At 67.0% G+C, this 19,199-nt stretch carries 17 protein-coding genes; 7 read left to right on the forward strand and 10 right to left on the reverse strand.

Features of this window, described 5'->3' with window-relative positions:
* Window positions 1-46: 46 nt before the first annotated feature.
* Window positions 47-1,678, forward strand: coding sequence for a methyl-accepting chemotaxis protein (locus tag PVZ72_RS01430; RefSeq protein ID WP_273861025.1), 1,632 nt, complete (start codon window positions 47-49; stop codon window positions 1,676-1,678).
* A gap of 12 nt (window positions 1,679-1,690) precedes the next feature.
* Here the strand turns inward: PVZ72_RS01430 and PVZ72_RS01435 are convergent, their stop codons facing one another.
* From PVZ72_RS01435 to PVZ72_RS01465, 7 genes are all read right to left on the reverse strand, one after another.
* Window positions 1,691-3,109: an MFS transporter gene (locus tag PVZ72_RS01435; RefSeq protein ID WP_187980703.1), complete on the reverse strand. Its 1,419-nt coding sequence runs from the start codon at window positions 3,107-3,109 to the stop codon at window positions 1,691-1,693.
* A 139-nt stretch (window positions 3,110-3,248) separates the two neighbouring features.
* Window positions 3,249-4,199: a sugar-binding transcriptional regulator gene (locus tag PVZ72_RS01440; RefSeq protein ID WP_027600541.1), complete on the reverse strand. Its 951-nt coding sequence runs from the start codon at window positions 4,197-4,199 to the stop codon at window positions 3,249-3,251.
* Window positions 4,200-4,519: 320 nt separating this feature from the next.
* Complete coding sequence (locus PVZ72_RS01445) at window positions 4,520-5,320, reverse strand: SDR family oxidoreductase (RefSeq protein WP_273861026.1); 801 nt, start codon at window positions 5,318-5,320, stop codon at window positions 4,520-4,522.
* Between the two features lie 54 nt (window positions 5,321-5,374).
* Window positions 5,375-6,139: an SDR family oxidoreductase gene (locus PVZ72_RS01450; protein ID WP_273861027.1), complete on the reverse strand. Its 765-nt coding sequence runs from the start codon at window positions 6,137-6,139 to the stop codon at window positions 5,375-5,377.
* 14 nt (window positions 6,140-6,153) lie between these two features.
* Window positions 6,154-7,659: a sugar ABC transporter ATP-binding protein gene (locus PVZ72_RS01455; RefSeq protein ID WP_273861028.1), complete on the reverse strand. Its 1,506-nt coding sequence runs from the start codon at window positions 7,657-7,659 to the stop codon at window positions 6,154-6,156.
* A gap of 101 nt (window positions 7,660-7,760) precedes the next feature.
* Complete coding sequence (locus PVZ72_RS01460; protein ID WP_027597270.1) at window positions 7,761-8,693, reverse strand: sugar ABC transporter substrate-binding protein; 933 nt, start codon at window positions 8,691-8,693, stop codon at window positions 7,761-7,763.
* A 56-nt stretch (window positions 8,694-8,749) separates the two neighbouring features.
* Window positions 8,750-9,745 carry an ABC transporter permease gene (locus PVZ72_RS01465; RefSeq protein ID WP_133860279.1) on the reverse strand — a complete coding sequence of 332 codons (996 nt, stop codon included), beginning with the start codon at window positions 9,743-9,745 and terminating at the stop codon, window positions 8,750-8,752.
* 337 nt (window positions 9,746-10,082) lie between these two features.
* Here PVZ72_RS01465 and PVZ72_RS01470 point away from each other — a divergent pair, with 337 nt between their 5' ends.
* From PVZ72_RS01470 to PVZ72_RS01480, 3 genes are read left to right on the forward strand one after another with little or no spacing between them, the layout of a single operon-like run.
* Window positions 10,083-10,919, forward strand: coding sequence for a transketolase (locus tag PVZ72_RS01470; protein ID WP_133860280.1), 837 nt, complete (start codon window positions 10,083-10,085; stop codon window positions 10,917-10,919).
* Window positions 10,909-11,865, forward strand: coding sequence for a transketolase family protein (locus PVZ72_RS01475; protein WP_187980700.1), 957 nt, complete (start codon window positions 10,909-10,911; stop codon window positions 11,863-11,865). The genes PVZ72_RS01470 and PVZ72_RS01475 overlap by 11 nt, the downstream gene beginning before the upstream one ends.
* A gap of 40 nt (window positions 11,866-11,905) precedes the next feature.
* Window positions 11,906-13,378, forward strand: coding sequence for an FGGY family carbohydrate kinase (locus tag PVZ72_RS01480; protein ID WP_273861029.1), 1,473 nt, complete (start codon window positions 11,906-11,908; stop codon window positions 13,376-13,378).
* Between the two features lie 341 nt (window positions 13,379-13,719).
* On the opposite strand, the gene PVZ72_RS01485 is transcribed toward PVZ72_RS01480, so the two are convergent.
* Complete coding sequence (locus PVZ72_RS01485) at window positions 13,720-15,510, reverse strand: ATP-binding protein (RefSeq protein WP_273861030.1); 1,791 nt, start codon at window positions 15,508-15,510, stop codon at window positions 13,720-13,722.
* A complete protein-coding gene (algB, locus tag PVZ72_RS01490) occupies window positions 15,507-16,856 on the reverse strand; it encodes a sigma-54-dependent response regulator transcription factor AlgB (protein ID WP_187980698.1) in 1,350 nt (449 codons plus the stop codon). The genes PVZ72_RS01485 and algB overlap by 4 nt, the downstream gene beginning before the upstream one ends.
* Before the next feature lie 441 nt (window positions 16,857-17,297).
* On the opposite strand from algB, the gene PVZ72_RS01495 reads away from it, so the two are divergent.
* The 3 genes from PVZ72_RS01495 to PVZ72_RS01505 are packed head-to-tail and all read left to right on the forward strand — an operon-like array spanning window position 17,298 to window position 17,975.
* Complete coding sequence (locus PVZ72_RS01495) at window positions 17,298-17,552, forward strand: hypothetical protein (protein ID WP_007160204.1); 255 nt, start codon at window positions 17,298-17,300, stop codon at window positions 17,550-17,552.
* Between the two features lie 10 nt (window positions 17,553-17,562).
* Window positions 17,563-17,784 carry a hypothetical protein gene (locus tag PVZ72_RS01500; protein ID WP_178083882.1) on the forward strand — a complete coding sequence of 74 codons (222 nt, stop codon included), beginning with the start codon at window positions 17,563-17,565 and terminating at the stop codon, window positions 17,782-17,784.
* 29 nt (window positions 17,785-17,813) lie between these two features.
* Window positions 17,814-17,975: a DUF1328 domain-containing protein gene (locus PVZ72_RS01505; RefSeq protein ID WP_007160206.1), complete on the forward strand. Its 162-nt coding sequence runs from the start codon at window positions 17,814-17,816 to the stop codon at window positions 17,973-17,975.
* A gap of 316 nt (window positions 17,976-18,291) precedes the next feature.
* Here PVZ72_RS01505 and PVZ72_RS01510 read toward each other — a convergent pair whose 3' ends face one another.
* Window positions 18,292-19,191, reverse strand: coding sequence for an efflux RND transporter periplasmic adaptor subunit (locus PVZ72_RS01510; protein WP_273861031.1), 900 nt, complete (start codon window positions 19,189-19,191; stop codon window positions 18,292-18,294).
* Window positions 19,192-19,199: the final 8 nt, after the last annotated feature.

Consider the following 19,199-nt stretch of genomic DNA (forward strand, 5'->3'; position numbering starts at 1 on the left):
TTTGGCCGATCATGAGGGGGCTAATCATTTTTTCGAGGTCTTCCCGGTGAAGCTACGCTCCCTCAACATCGCCCCGCGGGCCCTGGTTGCCTTTGGTTTCTTCGCCCTGCTGGTGATCGGCCTCGGGCTGTTTTCCCTGGGCCAGAATCGCGTCATCAAGGAGGGCGAGGAGCAGATCGTCGGCAATGTCATCCCCAGCGTCCAGACCATCGGCGAGATCCGCGCCGATCTGCTGAGTCTGCGCATGCACAACCAGGGCCTGATGCTGGCCAGCTCCAACGCCGAGACCCAGGCGGTGCACAAGGCCATCGAGGCGGCCAAGGCCAGCCTGGAACAGCATGTGCGCCAGTTCGACGCCCTGTTGCTCACCGACACCGGGCGGGAGGTCTACACCCGGATGACCGGCCAGCTGGCCACCTACCTGAACAACCAGAATCGATATCTCAAGGCGCTGGACGACCAGAACGACGCCGAGCTGCTCAAGCTGGCCGGGCAGGACGGCGAAATGGCCCACAGTGGCAATGCCCTGAGCGCTACCGTCAACGAACTCGCCGGGGTGGTCGACGGCAAGGTCACGCGGCTGGCCGCTGCTTCCATGGCCAGCTACCACAACGCCATCGCCATCACCGTGGCGGTGATGGTGGCGGCCCTGGCCGGTACCCTGCTGCTGGCCTGGCGCTTTACCCGCAGTCTCACCGGGCCGCTGGAAAAGGCCCTGGCGGTGGCCGAGCGCATCGCCGCCAACGACCTCAGCCGGATCGTCGAGCCGGACGGCCGCGACGAACCCGGCCGGTTGCTGGCGGCCATGGCGCGGATGCAGGACAACCTGCGCGGCACCCTGGAGCGGCTGACCCTGTCGTCCACCACCCTGGCATCCACCTCCGAAGAGCTGTCGACGGTCACCGATACCGGGCTGCGCGGCATTCAGCGGCAGAACGATGAACTGGCCCAGGCGGCCACCGCCGTCAACCAGATGACCGCCGCGGTGGAGGAGGTCGCGCGCAACGCCGCCGCCGCCAGCGCCGCCGCCCAGGATTCGCGCACCTCGGCCGACCTCGGTCAGCGCCGGGTCGAGGAGACCCTCACCACCATCCACGCCCTGCATGGCGCCGTGACCTCCAGCAGTGGCGAGATCGACGGCCTGGCCGCCCAGGTGCAACGCATCAGCGGGGTGCTCGACGTCATCCGCGGCATCGCCGAGCAGACCAATCTGCTGGCGCTCAACGCCGCCATCGAAGCCGCGCGTGCCGGTGAGGCGGGTCGCGGCTTTGCCGTGGTGGCCGACGAGGTGCGCGCCCTGGCGGCCCGTACCCAGCAGTCCACCGGCGAGATCGAAGACATGATCGGCGCCATCCAGGGCGGCGCCGGCAAGGCGGTGGACGCCATGGCCACCAGCAATCAGCAGGCTGGTGTCTGCCTGGAGGTGGCCGCGGCCGCCGGCGAGGCCCTGGCCGAGATCGGTCGCCACATCGGGCAGATCACCGAGCGCAACCTGAGCATCTCCGCCGCCACCGAGGAGCAGGCCCAGGTGGCCCGCGAGGTGGATCGCAACCTCACCAGCATTCGCGACCTGTCCACCCAGAACGCCGCCGGGGCCGGGCAGACCGCCGCCGCCAGCACCGACCTGGCGCGCCTGGCCGGTGACCTGAGCGGTGCGGTGCGGCAATTCCGGCTCTGAACGCGGAATCCTTCAGCGGGCAATGGCCTCCAGCGCCCGGTTGCGGGTGCGCGGGCCGAACAGGCCGATGGTCAGCACCACGATCAGCATGCTGGCGACGATGAAGGCGAGCACGCCCGGAGTGCCCAGGCGCTCCAGCAGGGTGCCGATCAGCAGGCTGCTGAACACCGTGGACAGCCGACTGAAGGAATAGCAGAAGCCCACCGCCCGGGCGCGGATGGCGGTGGGAAACAGCTCGGCCTGGTAGGAGTGGAAGGCGAAGGTCAGCCAGGCGTTGCAGAAGGTGATGCCGATGCCACAGAGGATCAGACCGAGGGCGCCCTGCTGCAGGGCGAACAGGCTGCCGAAGCCCACCGTCCCCAGGGCGGAGCCGACGATCTGCCACTTGTTCTCGAAGCGATTGGCGATGCGCACGAACAGCAGCGGCCCCAGCGGATAGGCGAGGGTGATGACGAAGGCATAGCCCAGGCTGTGGGTCAGGCTCACGCCCTGGCCGGAGAGCAGCGCCGGCAGCCAGTTGCCGAAGCCGAAGAAGCCGATGGCCTGGAACAGGTTGAAGACGATCAGCATGATCACCCGGCGCCGATAGGGTGGTTGCCACAACGCCGCGAAGCGCGCGCTTACCGCAGGTTCTTCCACCACTGCCGCCGGCGGCGGCAGCGGCTGGCCGCGGTCGGCCTGGCAGGCGGCTTCCAGGCGCTCCACACCCTGTTCGGCTTCGTCCAGCCGGCCCTGCTGGGCCAGCCAGCGCGGTGATTCGGGCAGGCGCTGGCGCAGCCACCAGATGAACAGGGCGAAGACGGCACTGGACAGCACCACCCAGCGCCAGCCGGAGATCCCCAGCGGCGCCTGGGGCACCAGCCACCAGGACAGCAACGCCACCGCCGGCACCGAGAGGAACTGGAGGGCGAAGGCGAAGGCGAACGCCGAGGTGCGCATGGCCTTGGGCACCAGTTCCGACAGATAGGCGTCGATGGTCACCAGCTCCAGGCCCAGGCCGATACCCACCACGAAGCGCAGGACGATCAGCCCCAGGGCGGTGGTCTGCAGGCCCATGGCCAGGGTCGCCAGGGTGTAGCCGACCAGCGCCCAGGTAAAGATCGCCCGGCGGCCGAAGCGGTCGGCGATGGGGCTGAGCAGGCTGGCGCCGACGAACAGGCCGAGAAAGGTGGCCGCGGCGAAGGCGGCCTGGTCGGAGACGCCGAACACCCCGGCCGCGCCGGTCTGGAAGACGCCATCGCGCAACAGACCGGGGCTGATGTAGGCGGTCTGGAACAGGTCGTAGAGTTCGAAGAAGCCGCCGATGGACAGCAGCGCCACCAGGCGCCACAGGCTGCGGGTGGCTGGCAGGCGATCGAGACGCGCCGACAGGGCGGCGGCGCGCTGGGAGGGGGGCAGGGCAGTGGCCGAAGCCGAAGACGCAGAGGTCATGGGACGCTATCCAGAGAACAGTCGTCCTACAGCTTACGGATCAGCCTGTGCCGAATGTTGCCAAAGATTTCCAAGTGCAACGTAAGGTTTGGCAGGAAATCGCGTTTTCGAGCCGGTTTCTGGCAGCGGCTTGCGTCGATCAGGGAACCAGCGCCAGAGCGGTGCGCAGATCGACCACCAAGACATCCAGATAACCACCCTGTAGCGCGCCGCGAATGGCGTTGACCTTGCGCAGGCCGCCGGCCAGACCCACCACGCGGTCGATCTTCAGCAGTTGCGGCAGATCCACCGCGACCACCGTCTCTTCGCTGTCGTCCAGCACCGGCCGGCCCTGGGCATCGAAGTACCTCAGGCAGATGTCGCCCACCGCGCCGCGGGCGGCGAGTACCTCCAGCATGGCCTCGCCATGGTAGTTGCCGCTGTTGCGCAGCAGCTGCGACGGCTCCAGTTCGCCGATGCCGACCAGCGCCACGGTGAGCCGGGCGAAGCGTTCGGTCACCTCGCGCACCTCGTCCAGCTGCAGGATGCGCTGGCGACTTTCCGGTGACTGCTCGATGCTCTGGGACGGCAGCAGATAGGCCGGGCAACCCAGCAGATTGGCCAGTTGCTGGGTCAGCAGGGTGGCCTCGAAGGCGCCCTTGTTGCCGACCCCGCCGAGCAGCTGCACCACCTCGGTCGCGCCCTGGCGACTGCTGCCCCGGTGCATGTGGCCGACCATGGCGCGGATGGTGGAGCTCCAGGAGGAGATGCCGATGTGGTCCTTCTCGGTGACGCTGGTTTCCAGGTAGTGGGCGGCCGCCGAGCCGATGGCCTGCTTGATGGCCTCTTCGTCGTCGCCGGTGGGTTCCACCACGATGGCCTGGCGGATGCCGTAGCGTTGCTGCAGCTGACGCTCCAGTTCCAGATGGAAGTTGCGCGGGCGCTGCACCGAGATGCGCACGATGCCTTCCTTGAGCGCTCGGCTCAGGGCGCGGCTGACGAAGGATTGCGACAGGTCGAGCTGTTCGGAGATCTGCGACTGCTTGAGTCCCTCTTCGTAGTAGAGGGAGGCGATCTTGGTCAGCAGGCGTTGTTCTTCGAGGTTACTCATCCAGATTCCCGGTACCAGCGGATACGCCGCGCTCGCGGCCGCCAGCCCGGACCGGGAAGTCCCTGGCCGCGACGAACCACCGAAAAGCAGGCACGTACCTGTTAGAAAGGCGCATTTTCCAGCTATTTTCCCCCAGCTTCCCGCCGGACGCCAAGGCTTTTGCGGCCGGGCGCTCCTGCCCGAGGCTGCTCGTCAGCGCGCGAGCTAGCGTCAGGCAAGGCGAAAAGCCCTGAGGAAGCGGAGTTTACGAGTGGTAAATGAACATTCCGAAGGGCTTTCAACGCCGTTTGGCCGACGCGTAGCCGCCTATGAGCAGCTTCTCAGGACATGATCAGGCCACCGTCTACATTGATCGCCTGACCGGTGATGTAGGCGGCGTCCGCCGAGGCGAGGAAGGCCACCAGGCCGGCCACGTCGGCGGGGGTGCCGGCGCGCTTCATGGGAATGTTGCCGACCCACTCGGTCATCAGTTCGCCCTGGCCATAGCGCTTTTCCGGGGTGGAAAGGATCTCGCCCCAGACCCGGTCGTTGTAGTCCCACATCTCGCTTTCGATGATGCCCGGGCAGAAGGCATTGACCGTGATGCCATGGCGCGCCAGTTCGTGGGCCAGGCTCTGGGTGATGCCGATGACGCCCATCTTGCTCGCCGCATAGTGCGGCGTGTAGATGAAGCCCTGGCGACCCTGGCCGGAGCTGGTGTTGATCAGGCGTCCGCCACGCCCGGCCGCGACCATGCGCCTGGCCGCCTCGCGGCAGCACAGCCAGACGCCGGTGGTGTTGACCTGCAGGATGCGATCGAAGTCTTCGCGCGGCATGCGGTCGAAGGCGTCGATGGTGATGATCCCGGCGTTCTGCACCGAGACGTCGATGCGACCGAAGCGGGCCTCGGCCTGGGCATAGAGGTCGGCCACCGCCGCCTCGTCGGTGATGTCCACCACCAGCGGCAGCACCTCGGCACCGGTCTCGGCGGCCAGCCGCGCGGCGGTGTCGTGCACCCGCTCGGCGTTGGAGACCAGCACCAGGTTGGCGCCCTCATGACCGAAGCGCTCGGCGATACCCTCACCGATACCGCGGCAACCGCCGGTGATGACCACGGTTTGACCAGCGAAGCGACGTTCCACGTGAAACCTCCTAGGGCGGTTGGCGATCCGGCGCGCGTGATCGCCAGCGGGTTGTTACCAGCAGACGAAACCACCATCGACGATCAGATCGACGCCGGTGCAGAAGGACGCCGCCGGGCTGCAGAGGAATATCGCCGGGCCGACCATTTCCTCCACCTCGGCCATGCGGCCCAGCGGGGTGGTCTGCTCGAAGATCCTGACCTGGTCGGCTACCTCGGGACGGGTGTTCATCGGCGTGGCGGTGTAGCCGGGGCTTATGCAGTTGACCCGGATGCCGCGCTCGGCCCACTCCATCGCCAGGCTCTTGGTCAGGTGGATGACGCCGGCCTTGGAGGTGTTGTAGTGGGCCTGCAGCAGGCCGCGGTTGACGATGCTGCCGGACATGGAGGCGATGTTGACGATGGCTCCCTTGCCGCGCGGCAGCATCACCCGCGCCTGGGCCTGGCAGCTGAGCATCACCCCGGTGAGGTTGATGTCGAGCATGCGTTGCCAGCGCTCCAGTTCCAGTTCCTCGGCCGGCTGGGCGTTGGCGATGCCGGCGCTGTTGACGGCGAGGCTCAGCGGGCCGAGTTCGGCTTCGGTACGGGCCACGGCGGCCTCGAGATCGGCAGCGCTGGTCACCGAGCCTTCCAGGGCCAGGGCACGGCGGCCGTGGGCCTGGATACGCTCGAGGGTACCGGCCAGGTCGCGACTGCCGGGCAGGTCGAAGCAGGCCACCTGGGCCCCGGCCTCGGCGAGACCGATGGCGATGGCCTGGCCGATGCCGCTGCCGGCACCGGTGACGAAGGCGGTCTGGCCGCCGAGATCGAAGAGACGCATGGGAAAACTCCTAGTCAGGCGGTAGCCAATTCCATCACGGCCACCGGAGTGGCCTGTTCGCGTTCGAGAATGCCCATCTGCTGGCCACGGCTCATCACCATGACCCGGTGCGACAGGCCGAGGACCTCGTCGAGGTCCGAGCTGACCACGATCACCGCCATGCCGGTGGCCGCCAGTTCGGCGATCACCTGGTAGATGGCGGCGCGGGCGCCGACGTCGATGCCGCGGGTGGGCTCGTCGAGGATGAAGACCTTGGGATTGCGCGCCAGCCACTTGGCGATGATCACCTTCTGCTGGTTGCCACCCGAGAGGGCGGCGATGGCCTGCTCCGGCTGACCCTTCACGCCGAGCCGCGCCACCGCCTTGCGGGCGAAGGCGCGCAGCTTGCCGGGCGACACCCAGCCACCGGCGGCGAGCAGATCGGTGTTGCCATAGATGAGGTTTTCCTCGATGGCGTGGTCGACCACCACGCCCTGCTGCTTGCGATCCTCGGGCACCAGCACGATGCCGGCCTGGATGGCTTCGCACGGGCTGGCGAAGCGGCAGGTCCGGCCTTCCAGCACCAGGGTGCCGGTGACCTGTTCGGCCGCGCCGGCGATGGCGCGGACCAGTTCGGTACGGCCGGCGCCGACCACCCCGGCCACGCCGAACACCTCGCCGGCGCGCACCGCGAAATCGATGTGCTTGAGCGGCATCTCGCGGCAGCTGAGATCCTTGACCCGCAGCACCTCCTGCGTACCGGGCGCGGCCATGGTCGGGAAGATGCGTTCCACGCTGCGCCCGACCATCTCTTCCACCAGTTGCCGCACCGGCACCTGGGCGGTGGCGTGCAGGGCGATCTGGCGCCCGTCGCGCAAGACCAGCACCCGGTCGGCGATGCGCGCGATCTCTTCCAGGCGATGGCTGATATAGATGAAGGACACGCCCTCGGCCTTGAGCCGCTCGACCTGGGCGAACAGCAACTCGGTTTCTTCTCCACCCAGGGCCGCGGTGGGCTCGTCGAGGATCAGCAGGCGTGCCTTGAGGGTCAGCGCCTTGGCGATCTCCACCAGTTGCTGGGCAGCCACGCTGAGGCCGGCCACGGTGCGTGTGGCGGGTACCTTCAGGCCCAGGCGATCCAGCTGGCGCTGGGCCTCGGTTGCCATGAAGGCGCGATCGATCCGCCCGCCGCGCATGGGCAGGCGGCCGACGAACATGTTTTCGGCGATGGTCAGCTCCGGCAGCAGGCGGATCTCCTGGTGGATCAGGCCGATGCCGGCGGCCAGCGCGGCGCCGGGGGAATCCGGGACGTAGTCGCGACCCAGCCAGGTCATGCGCCCACCGGCCTCGGGGGGTACCAGGCCGGCGATGATCGACGACAGCGTGGACTTGCCGGCGCCGTTCTCGCCGAGCAGGGCCAGGACCTCACCCGGCTGGATGTCGACGTCCACCCCGGCCAGCACCTCGATGCCGGCGTATTTCTTGCCGATGTTTCTCAGGCTGAGAGCGGCGGGCTGTTCCAGGGGCATGACGGCGGACATGGGGCCTCCGAAGGGGGAGCAGAAGCTGTGCCTCCCTCGGGAGGCACCTGGATAAGGGGCGGGAGGCGGCGGCCGTTACCCGCCGCTGGCCAGACGATCCGTTACGGATGGTTCTCGATGAAGGGGGCGACATTATCCTTGGTGGTCAGGATCGCCTCCTGCAGCTGCTCCTTGGGTACCTGCTTGCCTTCCTTGAGCGCCACCGCCGATTCCAGGGCCATGCGTCCCATCTTGCGGGTCTGCTGGGTCATGGTGGCGGACAGGGTGCCGGCGGCCACGGCCTTGAGGCCGGCCACGTCGCCGTCGAAGCCGACGATGGTCACCGGATGGTCGAGGTTGGCGACCTTGACCGCCTGGGCGGCACCCAGGGCCATGGCGTCGGCCCGGCCGAAGAATACGCTGATGTTGGGATCGCGCTGGAGCATGTCCTGGGCCACGGCGAAGCCCTTGTCCTGGGCCCACTCGGCGGGCTGCTGGGCGACCACCTTCAGCTCGGGAAACTTGGCCAGGCCTTCGGCAAAGCCCTTGGCGCGATCGTTTTCCGGCGTGGTGCCGATCTGGCCCTGGAGGATGGCGACGCGGCCCTTGCCGTTGGTGACCTTGCCGACGTATTCGGCCAGGGTGCGGGCGGCGGCGACGCTGTCGCTGGCGATGAAGGTGTCACCCGGGGCGTCGGGGGCGTTGCGGTCCACCGCCACCACCGGGATGCCGGCGGCCTTGGCCGCCTTGACCGGGACACCGGCAGCGGTGGCGCCGGCCGGGATGTAGATCAGGGCGTCGACCTGGCGGGTGATCAGGTCCTGGATCTGGTTGACCTGGGTCGCCGAGTTGCCTTGGGCGTCCACGGTGATCACCTTGATGCCCTTGGCCTTGCCTTCGGCCTCGACGGCCTGCTTGATCTGATTGAAGAAGTCGGCCTGCAGGTTGGCCACGGCCAGGCCCACGGTGAGTTCCTTGGCCTGGGCATTGAGGGCGCCGGTGCAGGTGATGGCGGCGAACAGGGTACTGAGCAACAGCTTCTTGGGGGTCAGCATGGATGGCACTCCGTTGTTATTGTTGTACTGCGGTGACGAGACGAAGCAGATCTGACCTAGCGCTGCCCGTTACGGCGGCGCAGGGTGTCCAGGGTGACGGCCAGGGCGATGACGATGCCGATGACCACCTGCTGCACGAAGGGCGAGACCCCCAGCAGATTCAGGCCGTTGCGCAGCACGCCGATGATCAGCACCCCGACCAGGGTGCCACCGACGCTGCCGACGCCGCCGCTGAGACTGGCGCCGCCGATCACCACCGCGGCGATGGCATCCAGCTCCATGGACAGGCCGGCGCTGGGCTGGGACGAGTCCAGGCGCGCCGCCATGGCCACCGCGGCCAGGCCCGCCAGGGCGCCGCTCAGGGCATAGATCCAGATGGTGATGGTGCGCACCTTGATGCCCGACAACCGCGCCACCTCGGCGCTGCCGCCCATGGCATAGAGGTTGCGACCACCGGCGCGAAAGCGCAGGAACACCCAGGCCACCAGCAGCATCAGCAGGAACAGTCCGACGGTGACCGAGAGGAAGCCGAAGTGCCGCACCGTGGCCAGGTTGGTGAACCAGTCCGGGAAGCCGACGATCTGGCGACCGTCGGTGAGGATGTTGGCCAGGCCGCGGGCCACCGACATCATGGTCAGGGTGGCGATGAACGCCGGCAGCCGGGCCCTGGCGATGAGCAGCCCCGAGACCAGTCCGCAGACCAGGCCACCGAGGATGGCGGCGGGAATCGCCAGGCCCAGCGACCAGCCGATGTCCTGGTAGAGCCAGCCCAGCAGCATCATGGAGAAGGCCAGCACCGAACCCACCGACAGGTCGATGCCGCCGATGACGATGACCAGGGTCATGCCGATGGCCAGGATGCCGAGCACGGTCACCTGGTCGAGGATGTTGAGGGCGTTGCGCACGGAGAAGAAGTACTCCGAGGCAAAGGAGAACACGGCGATCAGCAGCGCCAGCCCGATCAGCGGGCCGCCGACGTTGCGCGGCAGGCGCAGTGCCAGGCGAGCGAGGGGCTTGGCGGGTGGCGAGGCGGTCGGGGCTTTGGCGTCCACGCACTTCTCCTAGGGGTTATTGTTCTTGTGTCCGGCTCGCCTGAATATTTATGCGTGCCTGATTTTTAATTCAGACTCCGCCTGTTCCGAATGGAAGTCAAGCGCCTTTTCATCGCTGCATGCCGAACGCGATGGCTTCGGCAATCCCGCATCCCGCCCCGCATTCTATCCGCTCGCCAGATCGCCAATGGCCTTTCCTGGCTATTGACGGCCCTGCGGATTGGGGTCTAAATGGTAAATATATTTTCAGTGACGAATAAATATTCATAAGACGCCCACTGAAACCTCGGCAGGCGTCTGCTCCATCGCAGCTTCGGATACCCGAGGGGGTCGCCTGATGAATCCGTTCCAGTACGACGTCGCGCAGATTCGCGAAAAGGCCCGGCTGATCCGCCGGCGCGTCATCCAGCTCAATGCCGGCTCGCCTGCCGGCGGCCATACCGGGGCGGATCTGTCGGAGACCGACATCCTCGCCACCCTCTATTTCCGCCTGCTCGATGTCGCCCCGGAACGCCTCGCCGATCCCCAGCGCGACATCTACATCCAGAGCAAGGGCCATGGCGTCGGCGGCCTCTACTGCTGCCTGGCCGAGGCCGGCTACTTTCCGCCGGAATGGCTCGACACCTACCAGCATTTCGACTCCCACCTGCCGGGTCATCCGGTGCGGCAGAAGACCCCTGGCATCGAGCTCAACACCGGCGCCCTCGGCCACGGCCTGCCGGTCGCCACCGGGATCGCCCTGGCCGCCCAACGCGATGGCAGTCCGCGCCGCGTCTATGTGCTGACCGGTGACGGCGAACTGGGCGAGGGCTCCAACTGGGAGTCGGCGCTGACCGCCGCCAAGTACCGGCTGGACAACCTCACGGTGATCGTCGACCACAACCGCCTGCAACTGGCCGGTCCCACCGCCGAGATCCTGCCGCTGGAGCCCCTGGCCGAGAAGTGGCGCGCCTTCGGCTTCCATGTGGTCGAGTGCGATGGCAACGACGTGGCCCAGCTGGTGGAGACCCTGGAAGCCCTGCGCGAACACCGCGGCCAGCCCCAGGTGCTGATCGCCAATACCGTCAAAGGCAAGGGGGTTTCCTTCATCGAAGGCAAACCTGAATGGCACCACCGGGTGCCCAAGGGCGACGAGATCGCCGCTGCACTGGAGGAACTCGACCATGGCCACTGATACCCAGACCCCGGGTGAAGCCCATCTCGCCAGCGTCATGGTCGAGGCCTTCATCGCCGCGGTGGACGCCGGCGTCGACCTGGTGCCGGTGGTCAGCGACTCCACCTCCACGGCCAAGATCGGCCCCTTCGTCAAACGCTTCCCGGAGCGCCTGGTCAACGTCGGCATCGCCGAACAGACCCTGGTCGGGGTGGCCGCCGGCCTGGGCCTCGCCGGCAAGGTGGCGGTGACCTGCAACGCCGCGCCCTTTCTGATCTCCCGCGCCAACGAACAGGTCAAGGTGGACGTCTGCTACAACAGGTCCAACGTCAAGATGTTCGGGCTCAACGCCGGGGCCAGCTATGGTCCCCTGGCCAGTACCCACCACAGCCTCGACGACATCGCCGTGATGCGCGGCTTCGGTAACGTGGAGATCTATGCGCCGGCCGATGGCCGCGAGTGCCGGCAGATCGTCGAGCACGCCCTGGCCCATGACGGTCCGGTCTATATCCGCCTGGACGGCAAGGCGCTGCCCGATCTGCATGGGTCCGACTACCGTTTCGTCCCCGGTCAGGTCGATGTGCTGCGCCAGGGTCACGACGTCAGCCTGGTGGCCCTGGGCTCGGTGGTCCACGAGGCGGTGGAGGCCGCGCGGTCGCTGGCCGAGCAGGGCATCAGCGCCCAGGTGATCAATCTGTCGTCAATCCGTCCGCTGCAGCGCGAGGCGCTGCTGGAAGCCCTTTGCGCCGCTCGCGGCGGGGTGGTCACGGTGGAAGAGCACAACGTCAACGGCGGGGTGGGCAGCCTGGTCGCCGAGGTCATGGCCGAAGCCGCGCTGGGCGTGCCGCTGATCCGCCTTGGCATCGCCGATGGCGAGTATGCTGCCGCCGGTGGCCGCGGGCCGACCCGCGCCAAGCATGGTATCGATGCCGCCGGCATCGTTGCTGCGGTGCAGCGCCTGCGCTGAGGCTCAGGCGTCTGCCACGACAAGAACAACAGGAGCTGCCATGGCCGCCGAACCGCTGATCCTCGCCCTCGACGAGGGCACCACCAATGCCAAGGCGATCCTGGTGGATCGCGCCGGTCGGGTCGTGGCCCGCGGTTCTCGGCCGCTCACCGTCCAGCATCCGCAGGCGGGCTATGCCGAGCAGGATCCCCTGGCCATCTGGCAGGCCCTGCAGGGCGCCATCGGCGATTGCCTGGCCCAGACGGACGCCCCCCTGGCGGCCATCGCCATCAGCAACCAGCGTGAATCCGCCCTGGCCTGGGAGCGCAGCAGCGGCCAGTTGCTCGGCCCGCTGGTGAGCTGGCAGTGCAAGAGATCCCAGCCGCAGTGCGAAGCCTTGCACGCCGCCGGTCACGGCGAGTTGATCCTGCAGCGCAGTGGCCTGGCGCTGGACCCGATGTTTTCCGCCGGCAAGTGGCGCTGGCTGCTCGATCAGATTCCCGACGGCACGGCCCGCGCCGCCGCCGGCGAGATCTGCCTGGGCACCGTGGACAGCTGGCTGCTTTGGCAACTCAGCGGTGGCACGAGCTTTCTCATCGACGCGGCCAATGCGGCCCGTACCCAGTTGCTCGACCTGCGCGATGGTGACTGGGATCCGCAACTGCTGGGTCTGTTCGGCATTCCCCGGGCGGCGCTGCCGGAGATCCGCTCCAGTGCCGGCTGCTTCGGCGAGACCCGTGCCCAGGGCCCGCTGCCGGCCGGTCTGCCGATCCTGGCGATGATCGGCGATTCCCATGCGGCGCTGTTCGGCCAGGGCGGTTTCGTCCCGGGCAAGGTCAAGGCCACCCTGGGTACCGGCTCCTCGCTGATGACCCCCATCGCCGAACCCGTGGTCTCCGCCCATGGCCTGGCCACCACCCTGGCCTGGCGCCTGGGCGAGACCCCGACCTTTGCCCTGGAAGGCAACATCGTCCACACCGGCGCCGCCGTGGGCTGGACGGCGCGGCTGCTGGGCGGCGCCGGAGAGCTGGAGGCCCTGGCCGCCGAAGCCGCGGCGCTGCCGGACAACGGCGGCGTCTACTTCGTCCCGGCGTTGGGTGGCCTCGGTGCGCCGCACTGGCGGGCCGAGGCGCGCGGACTGTTCTGCGGCCTGGCGGAGAATTGCGGGCGGGCGCACCTGATGCGCGCGGCCCTGGAAGCCATCGCCTACCAGATTCGCGACGTCTTCGACGCCATGCAGCAGGACAGTCCGACGCCCCTGGACGAACTCTGGGTGGATGGCGGCGCCACGCGCAACGAATGGCTGCTGCAATTCCAGGCCGATCTCCTGCAGCGCCCGGTGATCTGCAGCCTGTCGCCGGAGGTCTCGGCGCTGGGCGCCGCCCACCTGGCCGGCCACGCCCTGGGCTGGTGGCAGGACGCCGCGGCCCTGGCCGATCTCGAACGGCCCCGCCGCCGTTACGAACCCCGCGCCAATGCCGTGCCCGAACTCTATGCCGGCTGGCGCCAGGCGCTGGAGCGGACGCTGCGGTAAACGAGAAGGGCAACGGTCTTCATCGCGGCCATGGCGGTGCGCCGATGCGACCGATCCGGCAGGATTCTGATGTTCTGATGTTCTGCTGATCGCGGCCATGGGCCGCTCCTACAATGGCATACGTACCTGTAGGAGCGGCCCATGGCCGCGATTCCACTGGGCTCCGTAGCGTGGAAAACGGCGCAGCCTTTTCCACTGTGACGTCGTGATGGGCTGTTGCCCTCACCCCAACCCTCTCCCCGAGGGACAGGGGGCTGTCCGAGCGGGCGTTCGTTTTCATCCGTCCTGGCAGGATCGGGCCGACTGGCGCGACCCTACTCGTGGGCGGAGGCCGACCTGGCTCAGGTCGGCAGGGTCATGAAGATCTGGGTGCCCTGACCGGGGCGGGAGACGACGCCGATGCGCCCCCCGTGCTGGCGGATGATTTCCTTGCACAGGGCCAGGCCCAGGCCGGCGCCGCCCTTCTGGCTGCCGATCTGTACGAAGGGCTCGAACACCCGGCCCTGCTGGGCGTAGGCGATGCCCTCGCCATTGTCCTGCACCGCCATCAGCAGCTGCTCGTTCTGGCGCATGGCCTGGATGACGATACGGCCGCCCGCCGGGGTATGGCGCAGGGCATTGCTCAGCAGGTTGTCGAACACCCGGCCCAGTTGCTTGGGGTCCAGGCTGACGCGTGGCAGCGGCGTGTGCAGCAACTCGACGGCCAGCTCGACATCGCGCTCGTGGGCCTCGTCGGCGTGGCGGGCACGGGCCGCCTCCAGCAGATCGCCAATCTCGCTCGGCAATTTTTCCGGACGCTGCAGACCGCTCTGGTGACGGGAATAGTCCAGCAGGTCGTTGATCAGCTGCACCAGGCGATGGGTTTCCTCGTCCACCGTCTGCAGCAGAAAGGCCTCGCGGGATTCCGGCGCCACCTTGAGGCGTTCGCGCAACAGACCGAAGGCCATGTGCATGCCGGTGACCGGGGTGCGCAATTCGTGGGAGGCGCGCAGGACGAATTCGTTGCGCACCCGATCGAAGGCGCGCTGCTCGGTGACATCGCGCAGCACCATCAGCGCGCCCACGCTGCGGCCGTCGGCGTGGTTGACCGGGGTCAGACTCCAGGCCAGCAGCCGCACCTCGTCGTCGACGCGGATCTCCAGGTCTTCGGGCGCCGCATCCAGGGCACCGCCGGCCAGGACGCGCTGCACGCTGGCCTCGATTTCCGGACGTTCCAGCGCCGCGATCAGGGATTCACCCAGGTGATTCTCGTTCCAGCCCAGCTGGCGGCAGGCCACCGGATTGGCGTGTTCGATGTTGCCCTGGGGATCGAGGATCACCAGGCCGTAGTCGATGCTGTCGAGCACCGCCTGCAGGCGCCGCTGCCCGGCCACCAGCGCCTCGACATTGGTCTGGCTGAGGCGGTGCAGGGCCTGGGCCATGTTGCCGAAGCGGCGGCTGAGCAGGGTGAATTCGGCGATCTGCGAGGTCGGCAGCTGGACGTCGAAGTTGCCCTGGCTGATGCGCTCGGCGGCCTTGGCCAGGCCATCGATGGGTCCGGTGAAGCGCCGGGCGATGCCGTTGGCGGTCACCACCCCGGTGACCAGGATGGCCACGCCGATCAGCGCCAGCAGCAGGGCGATGATCACCGCGCGGTCATGGGCCTCGTCCTGCATGCGCTCCAGGGTCACCACGTAGCTGCGCTGCAGGTCGTAGATGCGCGTGCGCAGCGCATTGAGGGTTTGCTGGAAGCCGCGATCGGCGCGCAACTCGCCATAGCCCGCCGGCGGTGAGCGCAGGTAGTCGGCGAAGCGCTGGTAGCGCTGCTTGACGTCTTCCAGGATGGCCAGCTGCTCGGGATTGCGCATCTGGCCCTCGACCCGTTGCAGGTACTCCTGGAAACGCTGCTGGGCCGCCACCAGTGACTGCGGATCGGGTGCCCCGTCGAGCATCTGGAACAGGCTGTTGCTCAGCTCCTGGCGCATGTTCAGCGTCAGGTTGATGAAGTCCAGGTTGCTGCGGGTCTGGACGCTCTGCTCGCGGGCCAGGTGCAGCACGCTGACCAGGCCGACCAGCAGCCCGATGAGGGCTACGGCGATCAGGGCGGAGATGCTGAGAAAGAGGCGGGTGTGCAACTTGATCGGCAGCTTCATAGCCCGTACTGCTTGCGTTTTCGATAGAGCGTGGAGGCGTCGATGCCCAGGGTCTTGGCAGCCTGGTCGAGGGTTTCGCTGGTGGCCATCACCGCGGCGATGTGAGCGCGCTCCAAGGCCTCCAGGCTCAGCGCCTCGCCGACCCGCGGTGCGCTGGCGGCGCCGCCGGTGGCCGGGCTGTCACCCAGGCCCAGGTGATTGACGTCCACCAGGTCCTGGCCGCAGATGATGCTCGCGCGTTCGATGACGTTGCGCAGCTCGCGGACGTTGCCCGGCCAGCCGTAGTTGCGCAGGGCGTCCAGGGCCGCCTCGCTGAAGCCGTGGGCGGGTCTGTTGTAGTCCTTGACGAAGCGGGCGAGGAAACGCTCGGCGAGATCGACGATGTCTTCCTTGCGCTCGCGCAGCGGCGGCAGGTTGAGCACGATGACGTTGAGGCGATAGAGCAGGTCTTCGCGGAATTCGTTTTCCGCCACCATCTGTTCCAGGTTGCGGTTGGTGGCGGCGAGGATGCGCACGTCGGCGCGGCGGGTCACCGGATCGCCGACGCGTTCGTATTCCTTGTCCTGGATGAAGCGCAGCAGCTTGGGCTGCAGGGCCAGGGGGAAGTCGCCGATCTCGTCGAGGAAGAGGGTGCCGCCGTCGGCCTGGCTGACGCGACCGAGGGTGCTCTCGCTGGCCCCGGTAAAGGCGCCGCGGGTATGGCCGAACATCTCGCTTTCCATCAGATCGGCGGACAGCGAGGGGCAGTTGATGGTGACGAAGGTCTTTTTCGCGCGGCGACTCCAGGCGTGGATGGCGCGGGCCAGTTCGCCCTTGCCGGAACCGGACTCGCCGAGGATCAGCACGTTGGCATCGGTGGTGGCGACCTGCCGGGCGGTCTCCAGGATGCTCATCATCGTCGGACTGCGCGAATCGAGACCGGCGCTGGATTTGCGCACCTCGCCTTCGAGCGCCTCCAGGCGCGCCGAGAGCTGGCGGAACTCCAGCTGCTTGGCCGCGGCCATGCGCAACTGGTCGGGACTGCAGGGTTTCACCAGATAGTCGGCGGCGCCGGCCTGCATGGCGTCCACCGCGGTGTCGATGGCCGAGTGGGCGGTAACGATCACCACCCGCATCCAGGGTGCCTGGATGCGCATCTGCTGCAGGACGTCCAGACCGTTGTCCGCGCCCAGGCGCAGATCGAGAAAGCAGAGGTCGTAGACCTGACGTAGCAGCAGGGCTTCGGCCTGGGCCGCGCTGTTGGCCGTGGCGACGCTGTAGCCGGCGTCTTCCAGACAGAAGCGGAAGGTACGCAGGATGGCGGCTTCGTCGTCCACGAGCAGGATGCGACCGCTGGTTTGTTCCATGACGGCAAAACTCCAGGCCAAAGGGCCGAAACGCGCTAAAGGACAGGGCTGGCAGTTAGTCCATGATACATCGTGCAAGTTGCAATCCGCAGGATCATCGGGCTATCGACCGTCCCTCTGCGAGCATCGTGCAGATCGCAACCCGGAGGGGCGAAAACGGGGAAAAGACGGTTTTCCTGGTGCCCGGGAAGACTTTTATCCGGTCATTTGCCGTTGCGCCTGGCAGCCGACCGGACCGGGGCCATCCAAGCAACCCCTGGCCATCATGCAAAACGCAATGCTTCTGGCGTTGCACCTTGCAAGGTGCATGTGTGGCGGCTACCAGTGAAAACTGTAAGTTTTTGATTTATAAGATAAAAAATATTTTCGAAAAGCTGGCACGTAGTCTGCAATCTCCTTGGCAAGCCGGCCTTAGGGCCAACGGACTGCAGGAGAGACCCGATGATCAGCCAGACCCTTCGCAAGCACTTGGTAGGTACTGCGCTCTTCGCTTGCTTCGCCAGCGCCGCCGTCGCTGCCCCTCAGGGCCAGGACGTCAGCCGCGAACAGGCCCTCATCGCCTCTACCCGCATTGCTGCCCAGGCCATGGTGCCCGCAGCCAAGCCGCTGGCAAGTCAAGGTCGTGGGGAACTCAAAGCCATCCCGGCACAGTCCAACGGTGACCGTCTGGTAAAGCAGACCCGCTGGGTATTCTGAGGTCATGACCATGATGTGGATGCTGCTGGTGATTGTGTTGTTCGCTGCAGCGGCGGTTGTGATCGGGATGTTGCTCAGCGCTTTGATAATGGGTCGTGCGCTCAATCAGACGCACAACCTCAACGGTCTGGATCTCGATCTGACCGCTGTGGAACCACGGATGGCGAGTCTGGATACCCAGGATTTCGCTAATAAAACCACTGCTCGCTGGACAGGTGCTGTCGTCCGCTGAGTGCACTTGTAATACATAGGAGAAACACCATGCTGAGCTGGGCTATCACTTTCCTGATCATCGCGATCATCGCAGGCGTCCTGGGTTTCGGTGGCATCGCCGGTACTGCCACCAGTATCGCCAAGATCCTGTTCGTGCTGTTCCTGGTGCTGTTCGTGGTGTCGTTCTTCATGGGCCGTCGTCGTCCCTGACGCCAGCCTCATGAGAGACAGGCTGCCGGTCGTGACGACCGGTAGCCGAGGCGCTGTCATTGAATTGCAGCTTTAAGCCGATTCAATGGACAACCTCGAAGTCGTCTCCTGATCCGAGACGCAAGGGCCACAAGGTCGGGACGCTCTGCAGTAAGGGAGGGTTCCAAGAGTACAGGGAGTACTTTCGCACTCGCGGCGGACTGGGCTGGATACGACCACACCCCTGAATTCGACCGGTTTCGTCTCAAGCGAAACCTGCCGGTGTCAGGGGTGTTGTCGTTTTGGCGCAGTGAAAAGGCGGGTGTCCGGGGCGAGCTCAGCCCTGCCAGAAGGCGTCCCACCAGGAGCGTTCGCCGCGAACGTCTTCCAGTACCACGGTGCAGGTGGTGCCAGCCGCCAGCAGCAGCCCCTCGGGCAGCGGATCCAGGGCGATGCGCACCGGTACCCGCTGGGCCAGGCGAACCCAGTTGAAGGTGGGATTCACGTCGGCGGTGAGTTCACGACTCTGGGGATTGTCCCGGTCATAGATGCCGCGGGCGATGCTTTCCACATGTCCGCGCAGCGTCTGGCCGCTCATCAGGCGCATCTCGGCTGCCGCTCCCACCTGCACGTGGGGCAGCTTGGTTTCTTCGAAGTAGCCATAGACCCAGAACGAATGGGCGTCGATGACGGCCAGTTTGGCTGCGCCGGCGGCGGCGTAATCGCCCTTGAACACCGAAAGGTTGGTGACGTAGCCGTCGACCGGCGCCAGTACCCGGGTGCGCTTGAGATTGAGGCGCGCCGATTCCAGCTGGGCCTGGGCCTGGCGCAGATCCGCCTCGGCGGCCAGGGCGGCGCTGCTGGCGTCTTCGCGGTTCTCGCGAGAAACCACCAGGCTGTCGATGTCGGCACGGCGGCGGGCGTTCTGCTGGCGCATGGCCAGGGTGGCCTTGCGCGCGGCGACCGTGGCCTCGGCCTGATGCACGGCGATCTCGTAGTGCTCCGGATCGATCTGCAGCAGCAGGTCGCCCTTGTTGACCCACTGGTTGTCGCGCACGGCGATCTCGGTCACCAGACCCGCCACGTCGGGCGCGATGGTGATGACCTCCGCGCGCACCCGGCCATCGCGGGTCCAGGGATCGTTCATGTAGTGCACCCAGAGCAGCCGCCCGAGGATCAGCGCCAGGCAGACCACCAGCAGGGTAAAGAGCACGCCGAAGAGTTTCTTGAGGATCATGGCAGGAG

Source organism: Pseudomonas sp. LA5, assembly GCF_028640825.1.
In the GTDB taxonomy this organism is placed as follows: domain Bacteria; phylum Pseudomonadota; class Gammaproteobacteria; order Pseudomonadales; family Pseudomonadaceae; genus Chryseomonas; species Chryseomonas aestiva.